Below are 16,776 nucleotides of genomic sequence, written 5' to 3'. Positions count from 1 at the left end.
TTCCAGCCCAGGAGCAGGGTGCTCGCAGAAAAAAGGCAAACAACTTCGGTTTGCCTTAAAAATACTAAAATTTTATTTATCTATAACTAACTTTGTTCAAAAATTTCAGAAAGTGCTTTATAGAGCTCGGCATGATGGGTCTTGAATTTCGCCGGGTTCTCAAAGAAATATTCAGACGCAACCGCAAAAAACTCAGCTGGATTGGTCATGCCATATACATCAATATCAGATTTATTTTCTTTTATCTTGGTAATTTCTTCCCGTATCAGATTCATAAAAGGAATGACTGAAGCCTTATCCATCAAATGTGTGGGAATGCCATCCACTGTGCCATCGGTTTTATCGATCAAGTGCACAAATTCGTGTATCGCTGTATTCTGTCCATCCTTTGGATTCTTAAAGCCATACTCCAGTGCCGATTTAGACAATATCATTTGTCCATTCATGGCTCCCTCACCCACCATACCCATAATATTGCGGTCAGCATGGCCTTCAAATTCATAGGCTGTATTGAATTGGGTAGGATAAACCATAATATTGGTCAAATTGGGATAAGTCCATTTCTTAAAGGCAAATATTGGAATAATTGCACTGGCGGCAATCATCATATAATCTTTCAGCTCAACCGCTACACCCACACCTTCAATCTTGACCGTATCCAAAAATTTTAAACAGCGGGTTTCAAATTCCGCTTTGTCCGCAGTGGGCAGATTGCGGTAATAGGCAACTTCTTTTTCTAGAATTTCCTTGCCTTCGTCGCTTAATACACGTTTAATGGCTTTGCTATTTTTGGCCGTACGATTTAACAGGTAATAAACAACATAAATGGTTACTGGTATAAGCAGTATAATGAATAGTTTTCCTAGCATATTATTTGATCTGTATCCATTTGGGATCCCGAGCCTGCAAATTACGCAAAAAGCCTTTAAAATGTGAGGTTCCAAATAAGATTAAAATCTTTTGCTGTGGAGCGTCAGCAACTAACGAAGCCAGGTTCTCTTCCCTTTTTTTCATGACAAATTCTTTATCAAATTTGTTTTTTAATGCTGCTTTTATAGGTTTGCAGGAATAAGGTTCCTGGAGCGGTGTTTTGTAATCACAATCATCCAGGTTGATCGCACCATACAGGTATTCAAACTCGTCAAGCAATTTGTTTTTGGGAATATCCGCATTCACCGCCGTTTCATAATTCACCAGAAAAAAGGAATAATCGGGCTGACTAATGATTCGCTGCCCCAGTTTACGGTACATGGGTGCCCGAAGAACCCGGGAGGTATCGCCCGGTATTTCAATACATTGCTGCAACCCTAGCCGATTGCCTGTAAGCTTTCTAAATTTGCGGTCATACAGATCACGTTGTGCCGCACTATCCACCTGATAAGCGATGCTTTCATAAAAAACAACATAGCCCGAATGTTGAAGAGAATCTACAGCACGCTGGATTTGATCGTAGTACACACGTGTACCCAGATGCCGCATTGGAATGTAAACGACTGTTCGATTGCCGTTACGAAGTTCAAATCTACGCGAGGCATCACGTAAGACACCACTACCTTGAACCATCAATGAGGTATCACAACCTACAAAGACAAACAGTATAAAAAAAAGGGAGATAACCTGTCTCAATTGCATACGATTTCATTATATTAAAATGCTCTTTGCCAGCAAAGACAGTACCACGAAACAATTATTGCTATCTGCCTATAAATTGAGCCTGTAGATTAGCCGTATTTCGCGGTACTTCCATTAGAATAACTTGCAATGATAACAATATATTATCTCCCTTGTTCTATAAATTTTATAGGCTTGTCAATCCTATTGTTGTTCCGTTTGGAATAACCGCATTTTTTTTGATAACAACAATGCCGTCACAAATGGTATAGGTGGGATGATTGACATTCATCAAATGAGGTCCGCCATTGATCCGGACATCGTTGCCGATACGACAATTTTTATCCAAAATAGCATTCTCAATATAACAGCGTTCTCCAACACCCACCACAGGTATATTTTTCCGCTTTGCATCCTCCATATCGACGAGATCCTCATAATAGTCAGACCCCATCATATATGTCCCGCGCACCACAGATCCTGTACCAATCCGCGAACGAACGCCCACGACGGAACGATCTATTTTATCCGCTTGGATAATACAGCCGTCCGAAATGACAGAATTGATCAATGTTGTGCCCGAAATTTTAGAAGGCGGCAACATCCTTGGGCGGGTGAAAACCGTATTTTTATCAAACAGATTAAAGGCCGGAATATTATCAGTCAAACCAATGTTGGCCTCATAGAAAGAACCTATGGTACCGATGTCTGTCCAATAACCCTCAAATTGATAGCTAAGCACCCTATTCGTATCAATTGCATCGGGAATAATTTCTTTTCCAAAATCCATTCCGCGATTCTCTTCAAGCATACGTTTCAGGACGCCTTTTGAAAAAACATAAATACCCATAGAAGCCAGGTATTCCCTACCCTCACCCTTTAAATGGTCGCTCACTTCTGAACTCCAATCCACCAGCTGCTCACTATTCGGCTTCTCAATAAAAGAGGTAATGTGATTCTTTTCATCTGATTTCAGTATTCCAAAACCAGTGGCATCTTTGGCGTTTACTGGAATAGTCGCAATGGTCAGGTCGCCTTCGTTTTCGACATGAAAGTCAACCAGGGCATCAAAATCCATTTGATACAGCTGATCCCCTGATAAAATCAGTACATAGTCATAATCAATACTAGCCAGCTTCCGAAACGATCGCCGCACGGCATCTGCCGTACCCTCGAACCATTTATCGCCATCATTGGTCTGTTCGGCAGCCAGGATATCAACAAAGCCCTTACTAAAAATACTAAAGTTGTAAGTATTCTTAATGTGGGAGTTGAGTGACGAAGAATTGAATTGTGTCAACACAAAAATCTTGTTAAAACCCGAATTAAGACAATTCGAGATGGGAATGTCCACCAAGCGATATTTCCCGGCAATGGGAACCGCTGGCTTAGACCGTTGATCGGTCAATGGATACAGACGTGAGCCCCTTCCTCCGCCCAAGACGATAGCTACTACATTATGACGTGACATATCAAATTACATTATTTGGTTATATAGACTTATATACTTCGCTGCAGATTTATCCCAAGAAAAATCCAACTGCATCATTTTACGTTGATTCTCCTCAAACTGCTTTTTACTGTCGTAAAAATTTATAGCCCGAACAATCGCTGCACTAATTTCAGTGATTGTCAAACTATCAAAACCTATACCGTAACCATCATTTTTCAGATCGATTACCGTATCTTTTAATCCCCCCACCTGATGCACGATCGGCAATGTACCGTACTTCATCGCATAGAGCTGATTAAGCCCACAGGGCTCAACACGAGAAGGCATTAAAAGAAAATCCGCACTGGCATAAAGCCAATGGGCAAGGCTTTCATCATAACCAAAGAATACATCAAAATTATCAATTCCATCATCGACGAGCGATTTCACACGCGACTGGATCGCTGGGTCTCCGGCACCCAGTATAAATATACTTAATCTATCGCGATATTTCTCCGTCAAATCCAAAATTATCTCCGGTAGTAAATCCGCTCCTTTTTCTGTTGCAAATCGGCCGATAAAAACAAGCAGTGGTCGATCTGGATTGATTTTATACTGCTTCGCCAAAGCCTCCTTATTTTTCAATTTGCCGGAAAAAGCTTGTACAACATCATAGTTTTCGAACAAGGTATAATCAATTTTGGGATCCCAAATTTCCCAGTCAATTCCATTGACAATACCGACAGATTTATTTCGCTCATCATAAAATAGATGCTGTAAGCCATTTGCTTCCACATAGAGCTCTTCCAGGTAACCTTCAGATACCGTTGTGTAAGCATCGCAACATTTAATTAGGGCCGCAAGTGGGTTAATTAAACCATCCCAGTCCAATAATCCCCATTTCCAGCTATCGAAAGCAGGCAACAGAATAGCTTTGCTCCAATGTGTCCAACCCTGATATTGCCCATTGTGCACGGTGGCTACCGTTTTAACATCGGCAAGAAAATTATAGTCATTGCTATACTTCATCAAAAAAGGCATCAAACCGACATGATGGTCGTGGCAATGCACAATATCAGGTACTATAGCTTTATCCTTAAACCAAGCCAATACCGCATGTTGAAAGGCGATAAACTGTTCGCCTTCATCGGGATAACAATACACCTCCTGCCGATCGAGTTTACCTGGAATCTTAATCAAGTAGAGCTCAAAACCGAGTACCTGATGATCTTCCTTATAAACGCCGTAGCTCAGCAATTCAGATCCTTGATAAAAAGCACCTTCATGAACTAGGCTAAAAGCATGATCCCTAACAAAAGGACGATCATACCAGGGCATGACAACCGCCGCCTCCCAGCCCAGCTTGGTTTGGTATTTGGGCAGCGCTCCCACGACATCCGCGAGACCACCTACTTTGGCCACGGGATAACATTCTACACTCAAGTGAAATACTTTCATTCTTCTTTTACAGCATGAGATTTAATAACAAGATTTTATACAGGGATACGATCGCTTTGTTTAATTGGATCGACTTCCTTTACCGCGCTCTTTCTTTTCAGAATATATCCGCCAAGCGGAGGCAAATGAAGTTGTGCAGACTGTACTTGGTTCATCCAATGCAGGTGCTCACTATGGATATGCAGATTATGTATTCCGGAACCGAAATAGGTCAAATCATCCGAATTCAGCAGCACTTCCCATTCACCGGCGTAAGGTAAACCAATACGGAAATGTTCCCGAACAACGGGCGTTAAGTTAAGTACAACAACCGTATCATCCCAGGAGTCAAATCCCTTTCGCCAATAGACCACAATCGAATTTTCACGATCACCGGCATCTATCCATTCGAAACCTGCAGCATCGAAAGCCTTTTGGTAAAGACTTGGTTGAGCTTTATAAACCGCGTTCAGATCGGCTACAAATCTTTTCATACCCTGATGGGGCGCAAACTCCAGAAGATGCCAATCAAGCGATTGGTTTACATTCCACTCCGAAGTCTGCCCAAATTCACCGCCCATAAACAGCAATTTTGTTCCCGAAAAAGTATACATAAAGAGGTATAATGCTCTCAAGTTGGCAAACTTTTGCCATTCATCGCCTGGCATCTTATAAATTAAGGACTGCTTTCCGTAAACCACCTCATCATGTGACAACGGCAGCATAAAATTCTCATGGAAAGCATATACTGTCGCAAAGGTGAGTCGATCATGATGATAACTGCGGTTAATCGGATCCTCTTTAAAGTAATCCAACGTATCATGCATCCACCCCATCATCCATTTCATTCCGAATCCCAATCCACCAGCATACGTTGGCCGACTGACACTCGGCCAAGAAGTAGATTCTTCGGCGATTGTCTGCACATGTGGAAAATGTCCGTAAACAGCCTCGTTCAGCTCTTTTAAAAATTGTACCGCTTCGAGATTCTCATTTCCTCCAAATTCATTGGGAATCCACTCGCCTGCATTTCGACTATAATCCAAATACAGCATAGAAGCTACCGCATCGACCCGAAGTCCATCGATATGAAAACGATCCAACCAATAAAATGCATTACTGATCAAAAAAGAACGCACTTCATTTCGCCCATAGTTAAAAATATAGGATTGCCAATCGGGATGAAACCCTTTCCTGGGATCTTCATGTTCGTATAAGCTCGTGCCATCAAAGCGATAAAGACCATGTGCATCGCCGGGAAAATGCGAAGGAACCCAATCCAACAATACGCCTATTCCGGCGGCATGCAGCTCCTCAATCAGATACATGAGATCTTGTGCCGATCCATAACGCGAACTTGCCGCAAAATAACCTGTTATCTGGTATCCCCAAGAAGGATAATAGGGATGCTCCATTAAAGGCATAAACTCCACATGCGTGAAATTCATTTCCTTCACATAAGATACAAGTGCCACGGCGATTTCGCGGTAGTTGAGCAAAGTATCCGGACTTTCCGGATCCCGCGACCAGGACCCTAAATGTACCTCATAGACCGACCAGGGTTGATCCAGCCTATTTTTAACGGCACGCTCCTGCATCCATTGCTTATCCTGCCACTCGTACCAGGTCGAATGAACAACGGAAGCAGTCTTTGGAGCAACTTCCCACCGAAAGGCAAAAGGATCACCTTTCTCGAGTTGCTCACCAGTATAGGTCTGGATAACATACTTATATGTCTCTCCATTGCCAAGCCCCGGAATAAACCCTTCCCAGATTCCGCTACCATCCCAGCGCACAAAGAGCGCGTGATGCTCCTTATCCCAAAAATTGAAGTTGCCGGTTACGGAGACGGATTTTGCATTTGGAGCCCAAACCGCAAAATAAACGCCTTTTTCACCGTTGACTTCCAGTTCGTGCGAACCGAACTTTTCATATAATTTGAAGTGCTTACCCGACTGGAATAAGGCCACATCAAATTCAGAAAAGAGACTATGCGGAATTACTTCATTGGCCATGTTTAACCTTCTATCAATATGTTATCAAATTCTCGTGCGACATTAATCCAATACCGCCCCTTTTCATCTACTTGTACTTTCGTATCAATACCATCGGTCTTCACCTTCTTTACTTGAAAAGGCAGGCCGATCAACTGTAGTTTATATTCTTCGTATCGCTCTGTAAAAAGCCCATCTCTGGTTTGTTTGATCGACAAGGATTCTTTGAGCCCTGAAACCGTAAAACATTTTTCAAGATAGATATCTTGTTCATACGCAAAGGTGTCGCCATGATCTGAATACACATACGAACGGGTTACTCCTTCAGCGAAGTAAACATTGAGCTGTAGCTCCTCAATTTTCTTTTCACCAGTATATTGCATCACCGGATATTCAGGAATAACAGATCCCCCGCGAATGAAAATCGGCATTTCATCAATCGGCGTGGCGACCGTATGTTCCTTACCGCCCACGTAGATTTCATTATTGAAATAATAGAACCAAGTGCCCTCGGGTAGATAGACAATCTTGCTTTTTTGTCCTGGCTGCAATACCGGGGACACCAATATTTTATCCCCAAAACAGAATTCCTCCTCACGTTGCCAGTTGGTCGGTATATGCTGCTCGACCATGGAAATCGGGCGTAATATTGGAAAACCATACTTGGTCTGCTCCCAAAAACAGGTATAGATATACGGCAACAACTTATACCGGAGTTCGATAAATTTCCGATTGATCTTTTCCCAATTCTCCCCAAAACTCCAGGGCTCACGATCGCGGGTATCGCCGGCAGAATGCACACGCATAAAGGGCGAGAAAACGCCAAATTGCATCCATCGCGTAAATAACTCGCCGTCGGGTTCGCCCGTAAATCCACCGATATCTGTTCCGCAGAAGGACATCCCCGAAGTCGATAGACGCTGCAATTGCAAGGTTCCCAGCTTGAGGTGTTCCCAACTCGCCAGATTATCGCCGGTCCAAACCGACGAATAGCGTTGTGTACCCGCATAAGCCGCTCGGGTAATGGTAAATGGGCGCTTATTTTTATACAATTTCTTTAAGCCATCATAGGTAGCACGGACCATCTGCATGCCATAGACATTATGTGCCTTACGATGTGACCCCCGATGGCCGTCGTATTGGTGACGTACATCGTCGGGGAATGTTCCGCGGCCAAATACCGCCGGCTCATTCATATCGTTCCAGAAGCCTGCAACACCATCTTCCACAAGCCCCTGGTATAATGTGCCCCACCATTGGCGAACCTCCGGATTGGTAAAATCAGGAAATTGACAACGTCCGGGCCATACAAATCCTTCCATAAAATAATCGTCCCCTCGACGACAAAAATATTTATTCTCTTTTCCTTCCCTGAACACCCAGTAGTTCTCATCAACCTTAATACCCGGATCGATCATCACCACGGTTTTAAAACCATCATTGGCCAAATCGCTGATCATGTTTTTAGGATTAGGAAAATACTGTTTATTCCAGGTAAAACAGCGGTATCCTTCCATGTAATCGATATCTAGGTAAATAGCATCACATGGAATCTGTCGCTTCCGAAACTCCTCAGCAACCTTCCGGACATTCGCTTCGGGATAGTAGCTCCAACGACACTGGTGGTAGCCAATTGCCCACAAGGGTGGCAGGTAATGCGTACCTGTCAACGTATGATAACGACGGATAACATCGATAATATGCGGACCATGGATATAATAGTACTGCAGTTCCCCGCCTTCGGACCAAAAGCTTGTTTTTCCCGGATCTTCCGCAGCGAAATCAAAATACGTTTTAAAGGTATTGTCAAAGAAAATCCCATAGGCCTCACCATCTTTTAAGCCGATATAAAATGGAATAGTTTTATACAATGGATCTTGATCGTAAGCAAAAGCATAGGTATCTGAATTCCAGTTTTTAAGCCTTTTACCTCTCAGATTCAATTTAGTCGCCTTGTCCCCAAGTCCATAAAAAGCTTCATTTTCAAAGGCCACTTTCGTGCTATATACATAGTAACCTCCAAAATCGGGATTTTCCTCCCAGTGCATCGGTGCCAAATCAGCGTTAAACAGCTTCCCTGAACGATCAGCAAAAGAAATCAAAAAGTCATTCTTATTGATCTTACAAGAAATTGTATTCGTATGAACCAGATAATGGTCAGTCTCTTCCTTACATTGATGTATACTAACACGATGATCTTTCTTGGCCAAGGCATAGGAAAAATCCTCCAAAAAAGTCCCTTGTGGAGCCAGCCGAACCCTGACGATCTCGTCCGTGACGATCTTAATTTCTACCTTGGCTTTGCCGTCAGAAAAATAATAGGACTTATCGTTTTGATTGTGGGCTACTATGGTTTCAAGGTATTTCTTTTCAATTTTAGGTAAATCCAATACCGGATTATTCACATGATGCATACTCTCCAAAGTACCATCATTTTCCTCCTCATTTAGTGTGGTTTGATTTAGGTTGTCGTCTTCAAGCATAGTTGTAATATGTTAAAAAGTTTCTGAAGGCTTAATTCCTCTTTAAGATAGAAAATTAATCCTGCGCTGACAACAAAACACAAAAAAAAATCCCGCCTATCGGGATAGACGGGATTTTTTTCAATACCTGTGGATAAAGTTCTACAGCTTACTTAATGAAATGCGCACGAAGCATCCAAGCCATCTTCTCATGCTTTTCTAATAATCCGACCAAAAAGTCCTCCGTACCATTATCTGCAGTTCCTTCAACCACGGAAATATCGGCACGAATTGACATCGCTATAGATTCATGGTCAGCCAACAATTCCTTGTAATAGGACTGACTGTCGGTTTTTTCTGAAGCAGACTCCGTTAAACGAGTCAATTTCAAATATTTATCAAACGTACCTACCGCATAATGCCCTAAAGTACGTACACGTTCTGCTACTTCATCGATCACTTCAGCTAGTTCATCGTATTGTGATTCCAAAAATAAGTGAGCAGCATGAAAATCCGCACCTTCTACATTCCAATGCGCGTTGCGCGTTTTCATGTAGATAATGTGTTCATCTGCCAACAGCACATTTAGCAACTTTGCAACTTTTTTCAAGTCCGCATCTTTAATTCCAATTGAAGTTTTCATATGTATAATCTTTTGTTAACTATATGTTTTAAATGCTTAGTTAAATTTACCCAAAAATGCGGTAAAAACCAAATAAAAAGCCACTCAAATTCACAACAGTTACCTCAACCCATTATGCCAAAACCGACTTGTATATCGTATAGCTGCAAAGGGTTTGCTATACCGAAAAAATGAAAATACCGAAGCTGGAGTGACCTTGATCTTTGTCGACAGCAATTAAACCTAAACAGTATCTTATATACGAAACATTTTAAACAAAAATCGATCAAGCTATTATTTAAAGCACATAATGTTGTATTTTTGCGAACATCTTTATTTTGAGGGAGCGCTGCGGACAAAATGGACAACAATACATATTTTCATCAATTCAAACAGGATATTTCAGCTATTGAACTTCCGATACGATTTACTTTTCCATTTTGCTATGAACCGCACCCCCTTGCCGTCACTGCCGCACAAGAACTCCAATACTACATCGAAACCCAAAGCGATTGGACCCACAATTTTGGCCTAGACTCCGCCGTGGAGGGACTCGCTATTGGAAAAATGTTCGGTGTACTGGTTGTCAGAAACCAACATAATGAGCTTGGCTACCTTGCCGCTGTTTCGGGAAAACTGGCCGGAAGCAACAAACACCGGCATTTTGTACCTCCCATCTTCGATATGTTGGAAGAAAACAGTTTTTTCCTAAACGAAGAGGTGCATCTCAATGCGCTGAACCGAAAAATAGAAAATCTTGAAGCAAGTGAAGAGCTGGCAAACGCCCAACGTAATCTTGGTCTATTAAAAAACGGATGGGATAAATCACTCGATGAACTAAAATCGAAATTGAGAATTCAAAAGAAGGAACGCAAAGAAACCCGTACAAAATTGAAGGTCACTTTATCGGATGCGGAGTACGAGTTATTGATGGAAGACATGCGGAGCCAGAGTTTAAAAGACAAACAACAGCTTCAACGTTTTCAATATGAAATGCATTTGGCCCTGGAGACAGAAAGTAACCATTTACACCAGTTGCTATCGACGATTACTGCGCTAAAAGAGGAACGTAAAATGCGCTCAGGAAATCTTCAAAAACAGCTTTTCGAACAATATAATTTTCGCAATGCAAAAGGGCAACACAAAAATGTAGTCGGCATATTCGATGAATTTGACCGCACAACACCGCCTGCCGGATCGGGGGAATGCGCAGCGCCAAAATTGCTGCAATATGCTTATGAAAACCAGTTAACACCCCTTGCTCTGGCCGAATTCTGGTGGGGCTGCTCACCTGCATCTGAAATACGCAGGCACAAAAACTACTACCCTGCCTGCCGCAAAAAATGTGAACCGATTTTAGGGTATATGCTCGAAGGCTTGGTCGTAGATCCCAATCCCATGCAACAGGAAACGACTTTGGATATAGCACTTCCTCAAATTTACGAAGATGAGGATATCATCATTATCAACAAACCGGCCGAATTTCTGTCTGTCCCCGGAATATATGTAAAGGATTCGGTCTACAACCGTATTCTTCAACGCTACCCAAATGCGGGACCGATTATTATCCACCGCCTCGACATGTCTACATCCGGCTTGTTGGTTGTTGCCAAAAACAAAGAGGCGCATAAATTTATTCAGGATCAATTTATACAACATACCATCAAAAAAACATACATTGCCTTACTGGATGGTATTATCGAAGCCGCATCAGGTTTGATCGATCTCCCACTTCGCGTAGATCTGGATGATAGACCCCGGCAAATGGTCTGCTACACTTATGGCAAGCCAGCGCAGACAAAATGGGAAAAAATTGCGATAGCAAATAATCAAACGAGGGTCAGGTTTTACCCCTTGACTGGCCGCACCCATCAGCTTCGCATGCATGCCGTCCATCCAAATGGCCTAAATACACCTATTGTTGGTGACGATCTCTATGGCAGAAAAGCCAATAGATTACACCTCCACGCAGCTTCAATTACCTTTATTCATCCTCGTTCCAAGCAAGAAATAACCTTCGAAATCGAGCCAGATTTTTGATAGCGCTGACTATATCGTTACAAAAGTCAGTAAATAAAGCAGCGGAAAATCATCGCCAAGTCAAAATGTAATGCAAAATTTATTGACCCAAATCAATAATTTAACATAAATAATTAAAAAACAACTGTTTACACGGGAATGTAATTCAATTACTTTCCTTTATTACATTACAATAAAATTTTAATTATTCTTAATTTTTTGTTTCCTTTGTTCACTGATTTTTTGATTTTAATACCTATAAAGTCAAAAATAAAGTAGAAACAGGAAAACAATTTTGAATTTTCAAGATTATAGCAATATAATGAGAGCTAAAATAAACGCAACAACCTTCATAACTAAACTCTTTTTTTCGATAACGCTCGTGCTAACGGTGTCTATGGCTTTTGCCCAAAACAAAACCGTAACCGGCACCGTTAGAGATGCAAAGACCAAGAATCCTATACCCTATGCTACCGTAGCCGTTGTTGGCGCACCGGCTTCTGCTGGAACCACAACATCGACCAATGCAAATGGTGAATACAAACTTGTCTTTCCAACATCTTATGTAAAAATCAGAGCAAGTTACATTGGTTATGACAGCAAAGACGCTTTTGTTACGAATGATGCCACGCAAACAAAAGAAATTCTGATGGATCAACAGGACAACATGCTGGAAGAAGTTGTCGTCAAGGCCAAAAAGAAAAAATACAGCAACAAAGATAATCCTGCTGTCGCATTGATCCGAAAAGTCATCGAGAATAAGGAAAAAAACAGACTTTCAGGGCAACAATATGCTGAATTTGACCAATACGAGAAGATGTCTTTAGGATTAAGCAATCTATCGGAGAAATTTGTCAATAAAAAAATATTCAAAAACTATCAATTTCTTTTTGAAACGGACGACTCGGCTAAAACTGCCAACAAATATGTTTTGCCTGCTTTCATTGAAGAAAAAATGTCCAAGGTATATTACCGTAAAGATCCAAGCAAAACCAAACAGTATATCCTTGGTGACCAACGTGCACAATTTGATCCAAGATTTATTGACAACGATGGTCTGACAGCCTATTTCAATAAATTGTACGAACAAGTTGATATTTATGACAACAACATTTCATTGGTTACCAATCAGTTCTTAAGTCCGATTGCAAACTCCGCACCTACTTTTTATAAGTTTTTTATTACGGATACGATTAAGACTGTACAACCTTGGTTGGTCGAATTAAGCTTCTTTCCACGCAACAAGGCGGACATGTTATTCAAAGGTCAACTGTACGTTACCTTGGACGGCAATTATGCCGTGCAGGGCGCCAATATGACTGTTGCTGATGACATTAATCTAAACTTTGTCCGTGACCTTCAGATACAGCTTAAATTTGAGAAAGACAGCAAAAGTCGCTTCTACCTAAAAACAAGCACCCTGGGTATTGATTTTTCTTTAACGGAAAAAGGCATGGGGATACGTGGAAGCCGAACAGTGGATTACAACAATTACAAAGTCGGCATTCAGCAACCTGATAGTACCTATGATGGTCCGTCTACGGTTATTGCCTATAACGTCGAAAATAAGAAAGCGACAAAATCCTTATTTGAAACACAACGACCGCTTGCCCTTGCGCAAAACGAACTGAACATCTATCATAATATTGATACATTACAAAAGATCCCTTCATTCCGTTCGTTCATGGATATCGCCGCGTTATTGCTGTCAGGATACAAACAGGCTGGCCCAGTTGAAATCGGCCCAGTCAATACATTCTATAGCTTTAACCCCGTAGAAGGTTTCCGTTTACGTGTCGGCGGACGTACGACAGAATCGTTAAGCAAGCGTTTCTATGCTGAAACTTATGCGGCCTATGGTTTTAAAGATCAGAAATGGAAATACTTTTTCAGTGGAACTTATGCGTTCAACAATAAATCAGTATACTCCTTCCCGATGCACTACATCAGGGCCTCTTATAAAAAGGATACGAAGATTCCTGGACAAAAACTGGAATTTATTCAAGAAGACAACTTCTTGCTATCTTTCAAACGCGGAGATAACGACCGTTACATCTATGAGACAAATTATGGCTTAGAGTATAAAAAAGAATTTTTAAATCACCTGGCTATTGGCGCTGCTTTCAATATCAACAGACAAACACCTGCTGGAAGTCTGACTTACCAAATGGTTGATGCCAACAATGAAAGTAGACTGTTCAATGAACTGAACTCGACCGAAGTGTCTGTAAATTTCAGATACGCTCCTCATGAAGAGTTTTATCAAGGAAAGATTTACCGGACACCTATATTCAATCAATATCCGATCTTCACGTTCAATTATACCGCTGGTATCAAAGGATTAGCGAAGGGTGAGTACAATTACCACAACTTTAATCTTGGTGCATTCAAACGCTTTTATTTGAGTCAATTTGGCTATGCCGACGTGACCGCAGAAGGAAATTATATTGCCGGTAAAGAGATCCCTTTCCCTTTCTTGACGATCCATCGTGCCAATCAGACCTATGCTTATCAATTAAATTCATACAACTTAATGAACTTCCTTGAGTTTGTCAGTGATCATAATGCCTCATTGAACGTGCAGTATTATATGAACGGTTTCCTTTTGAACAAGATTCCGTTGATCAAAAAACTTAAATTACGTGAGGTATTTAGCTTCAAAGGAGTATACGGTGGACTGCGTAAAGAAAACAATCCCGACGACCCTAACTATGGTTCAAAGGTATTCACTTGGCAGCACAATGCGGATGGCACACAAAGCTCCTATACGTTCGGTTCAGAACCTTATATGGAAGCTAGTATCGGTCTATCCAACATCTTTAAAATATTACGTGTAGACTACGTAAAACGTCTAAATTACCTTGATCACGTCGATGCACCAGCCTGGGGTATTCGTGCTCGGGTCAAATTTGACTTCTAATAGTTTCCATAAATTTATAGTATAATTTGAAGCTCTGTTCATACAAATGACAGGGCTTCTTTTTTTGCCTTATGCTTCCGCAACATCAGCTCCATCACCACCATCGCCACCTGGAGGATAAGTTGGAAAATAAAATGGTAGTGACGGATATGAAGGCTGCGACGGCGAAAAGCCTGGATTATTTGGTGGGGGCGGCACATTCACCTCAGGTAGGGTTCGGGGAAAGATTCGTACCTGCTTCGTACCTGCTTCGGACAAGCAACAGATATTGAACAGGTGCTGTACAGTTGTTGAACAGACCCCGAACAGGAAATATCTGGTCAGGGTTTGGTCAATATATGTTGCAAGATTGTCCCCGTCCGAAGCTGGTACGAACACAATACGAAGACAATACGAAGACAGCCCCACTGCATAAGCCCTGGAGACACAAAAAGCGATATTTTATCAAAAAAAATCCCCCTTGCACATAACAAGGAGGATAAAATTAGAATATGACGATGGTTAGTTTTTATGTTTAAATGCATCCACACCACTTTGCAGGAATGCCTTGTACTCTTCTACATTGTAGTTGGCACCGCTCTGAGGCACCAGTTTTTTGCCCGTCGGATCGACAATTACATACAGTGGCTGTGAATTGCTATCGAATGTGGCAGCTTGAAAATCGCTATTTTTCTTACCGATTGTATTGATCTTTTTGCCGCTATATTTGGAAACAAATTGTTCATTGGCAGCCAGCTCGGTCTTATCATCCACAAAAAGCTCGGCCATAACAAACTCTTCTTTTAATAATTTGGCCACCGCTTGGTCTGTCCAAACATTCGCTTCCATTTTACGACAATTGACACAATTCCAACCCGTAAAATCGATTAAAACGGGCTTGTTTAATTCTTTAGCCGTAGCTAATGCCTGGTCGTAATCATAATAAGGATCAAATCCTTTTGGCGTGCCTCTTTCATGAAAAATTTCAGCATATTTTTTCACCTTCCCGTCTGAATGTGCAGCAGCACCAGAGCTTACACCCGAAGAAAGATCAAAGTCTTGTGTTGCCGATGGTGGTAAAAAAGCAGAAATCGATTTTAAAGGTGCTCCCCATAAACCGGGCACCATATAGACCACAAAAGAAAAAACAACAATTGCCAAGATCGTTCTGGGAACAGATAGGAATTTCAGCTCACTGTCATGGGAGAACTTTATCTTGCCAATCAAGTATAGACCCATCAAAGCAAAAATAGCAATCCATAGCGACAGGAACACCTCTCTATCCAACCAATTCCAGTGGTAAGCTAAGTCGACATTGGATAAAAATTTCAATGCTAAAGCGAGTTCCAAAAATCCCAATACTACTTTTACACTATTCAGCCAACCACCGGATTTCGGCAAGGATTTAAGCATGGAAGGAAACATGGCGAACAAACCAAAAGGAATGGCTAGAGCAATGGAGAATCCCAACATCCCAATTGCTGGACCTAATCTTTCCCCTTTCGAAGCTGCCTCAACCAACAACGTCCCAATAATCGGTCCTGTACAAGAAAATGAAACCAATGACAAGCTGAAGGCCATAAAGAACAAGCCGACCAAACCACCTTTATCTGATTTGGCATCCATTTTATTGACAAAGGAGCTTGGTAAAGTAATTTCAAATGCACCAAAAAAAGATGCCGCAAATCCAACCAACAACAAAAAGAAAATGAAGTTGAATATGCCGTTAGTCGAAAGCGCATTGAGTGCATCAGATCCGAATGCGATCGTGATAATCATCCCCAAAGCAACATAAATCACAATAATAAATAATCCATACAACAGGGCTTTACTGATACCACTGGCACGACTTCCCGACTGTTTCGTAAAATAACTCACCGTCAGGGGTAGCATCGGAAAAATACAAGGCATCAATAATGCTGCAAAACCGCCTATAAGGCCTGCAATAAAGATACTCCACAATGATTTCTTTTCTGCCCCAGCAGCTTTTTCACCTGTTGCTACTGCCGCTACTGTGGTCTTGTTCGAGTCGGCCTTTACGGTAACGGTATCCGGAGATTCCTCAAAAGATAGTGAATCGGGACTGATCGTACCATCCGTAAACTCAAGCCCCTCCAACTTGTTTGTTGTTGTATCCGCTTGAGCAAACATGGCCACAGGCGCTATCAGCAACATGAGAAGGATAAATAATTTGAAATTGACTTTCATTTTGTGTTATTCTTAGGTATATATTGGTTTTTGAATAAATGAAACCCGAGGAGCTAGAGACTCCCCGAGTTAACTATAAACATATGAAACTA

11 protein-coding genes are annotated in these 16,776 nt (G+C 41.6%); 3 read left to right on the top strand and 8 right to left on the bottom strand.

The genetic code is table 11. The features are described from left to right. Positions 1-86: 86 nt before the first annotated feature. From L1283_RS15400 to L1283_RS15370, 7 genes are all read right to left on the bottom strand, one after another. Positions 87-869, bottom strand: a complete 783-nt coding sequence (locus L1283_RS15400) for a zinc-dependent peptidase (RefSeq protein ID WP_286849988.1) — start codon at positions 867-869, stop codon at positions 87-89. A gap of 1 nt (position 870) precedes the next feature. After that, positions 871-1,632 carry a hypothetical protein gene (locus L1283_RS15395; RefSeq protein ID WP_088161069.1) on the bottom strand — a complete coding sequence of 254 codons (762 nt, stop codon included), beginning with the start codon at positions 1,630-1,632 and terminating at the stop codon, positions 871-873. Positions 1,633-1,798: 166 nt separating this feature from the next. Further along, a complete protein-coding gene (locus L1283_RS15390; RefSeq protein WP_286849991.1) occupies positions 1,799-3,082 on the bottom strand; it encodes a glucose-1-phosphate adenylyltransferase in 1,284 nt (427 codons plus the stop codon). 6 nt (positions 3,083-3,088) lie between these two features. Continuing rightward, positions 3,089-4,501, bottom strand: a complete 1,413-nt coding sequence (locus L1283_RS15385) for a glycogen synthase (RefSeq protein WP_145327457.1) — start codon at positions 4,499-4,501, stop codon at positions 3,089-3,091. Between the two features lie 35 nt (positions 4,502-4,536). Continuing rightward, complete coding sequence (gene glgB, locus L1283_RS15380) at positions 4,537-6,495, bottom strand: 1,4-alpha-glucan branching protein GlgB (protein ID WP_145327458.1); 1,959 nt, start codon at positions 6,493-6,495, stop codon at positions 4,537-4,539. Between the two features lie 2 nt (positions 6,496-6,497). Further along, the gene (locus L1283_RS15375; protein ID WP_145327459.1) at positions 6,498-8,957 is read right to left on the bottom strand and encodes a glycoside hydrolase family 31 protein; all 2,460 of its coding nucleotides are present in this window, start codon (positions 8,955-8,957) and stop codon (positions 6,498-6,500) included. 148 nt (positions 8,958-9,105) lie between these two features. Next, a complete protein-coding gene (locus L1283_RS15370) occupies positions 9,106-9,579 on the bottom strand; it encodes a Dps family protein (protein WP_145327460.1) in 474 nt (157 codons plus the stop codon). Between the two features lie 339 nt (positions 9,580-9,918). Here L1283_RS15370 and L1283_RS15365 point away from each other — a divergent pair, with 339 nt between their 5' ends. From L1283_RS15365 to L1283_RS15355, 3 genes are all read left to right on the top strand, one after another. Further along, entirely contained in the window at positions 9,919-11,598 is a 1,680-nt protein-coding gene (locus L1283_RS15365; protein ID WP_145327461.1) for an RluA family pseudouridine synthase, read from the top strand. A gap of 376 nt (positions 11,599-11,974) precedes the next feature. Further along, positions 11,975-14,497, top strand: a complete 2,523-nt coding sequence (locus tag L1283_RS15360) for a DUF5686 and carboxypeptidase-like regulatory domain-containing protein (RefSeq protein WP_088161063.1) — start codon at positions 11,975-11,977, stop codon at positions 14,495-14,497. A gap of 71 nt (positions 14,498-14,568) precedes the next feature. Then, positions 14,569-14,769: a hypothetical protein gene (locus L1283_RS15355; RefSeq protein WP_145327462.1), complete on the top strand. Its 201-nt coding sequence runs from the start codon at positions 14,569-14,571 to the stop codon at positions 14,767-14,769. A 229-nt stretch (positions 14,770-14,998) separates the two neighbouring features. Here L1283_RS15355 and L1283_RS15350 read toward each other — a convergent pair whose 3' ends face one another. Next, on the bottom strand, positions 14,999-16,684 hold the full coding sequence (locus tag L1283_RS15350; RefSeq protein WP_145327463.1) for a protein-disulfide reductase DsbD family protein: 1,686 nt from the start codon (positions 16,682-16,684) through the stop codon (positions 14,999-15,001). Positions 16,685-16,776: the final 92 nt, after the last annotated feature.

Source organism: Sphingobacterium sp. HSC-15S19 (genome assembly GCF_050433745.1).
In the GTDB taxonomy this organism is placed as follows: Bacteria; Bacteroidota; Bacteroidia; order Sphingobacteriales; family Sphingobacteriaceae; genus Sphingobacterium; species Sphingobacterium siyangense.
This window is presented reverse-complemented; position numbering and strand designations above follow the sequence as displayed.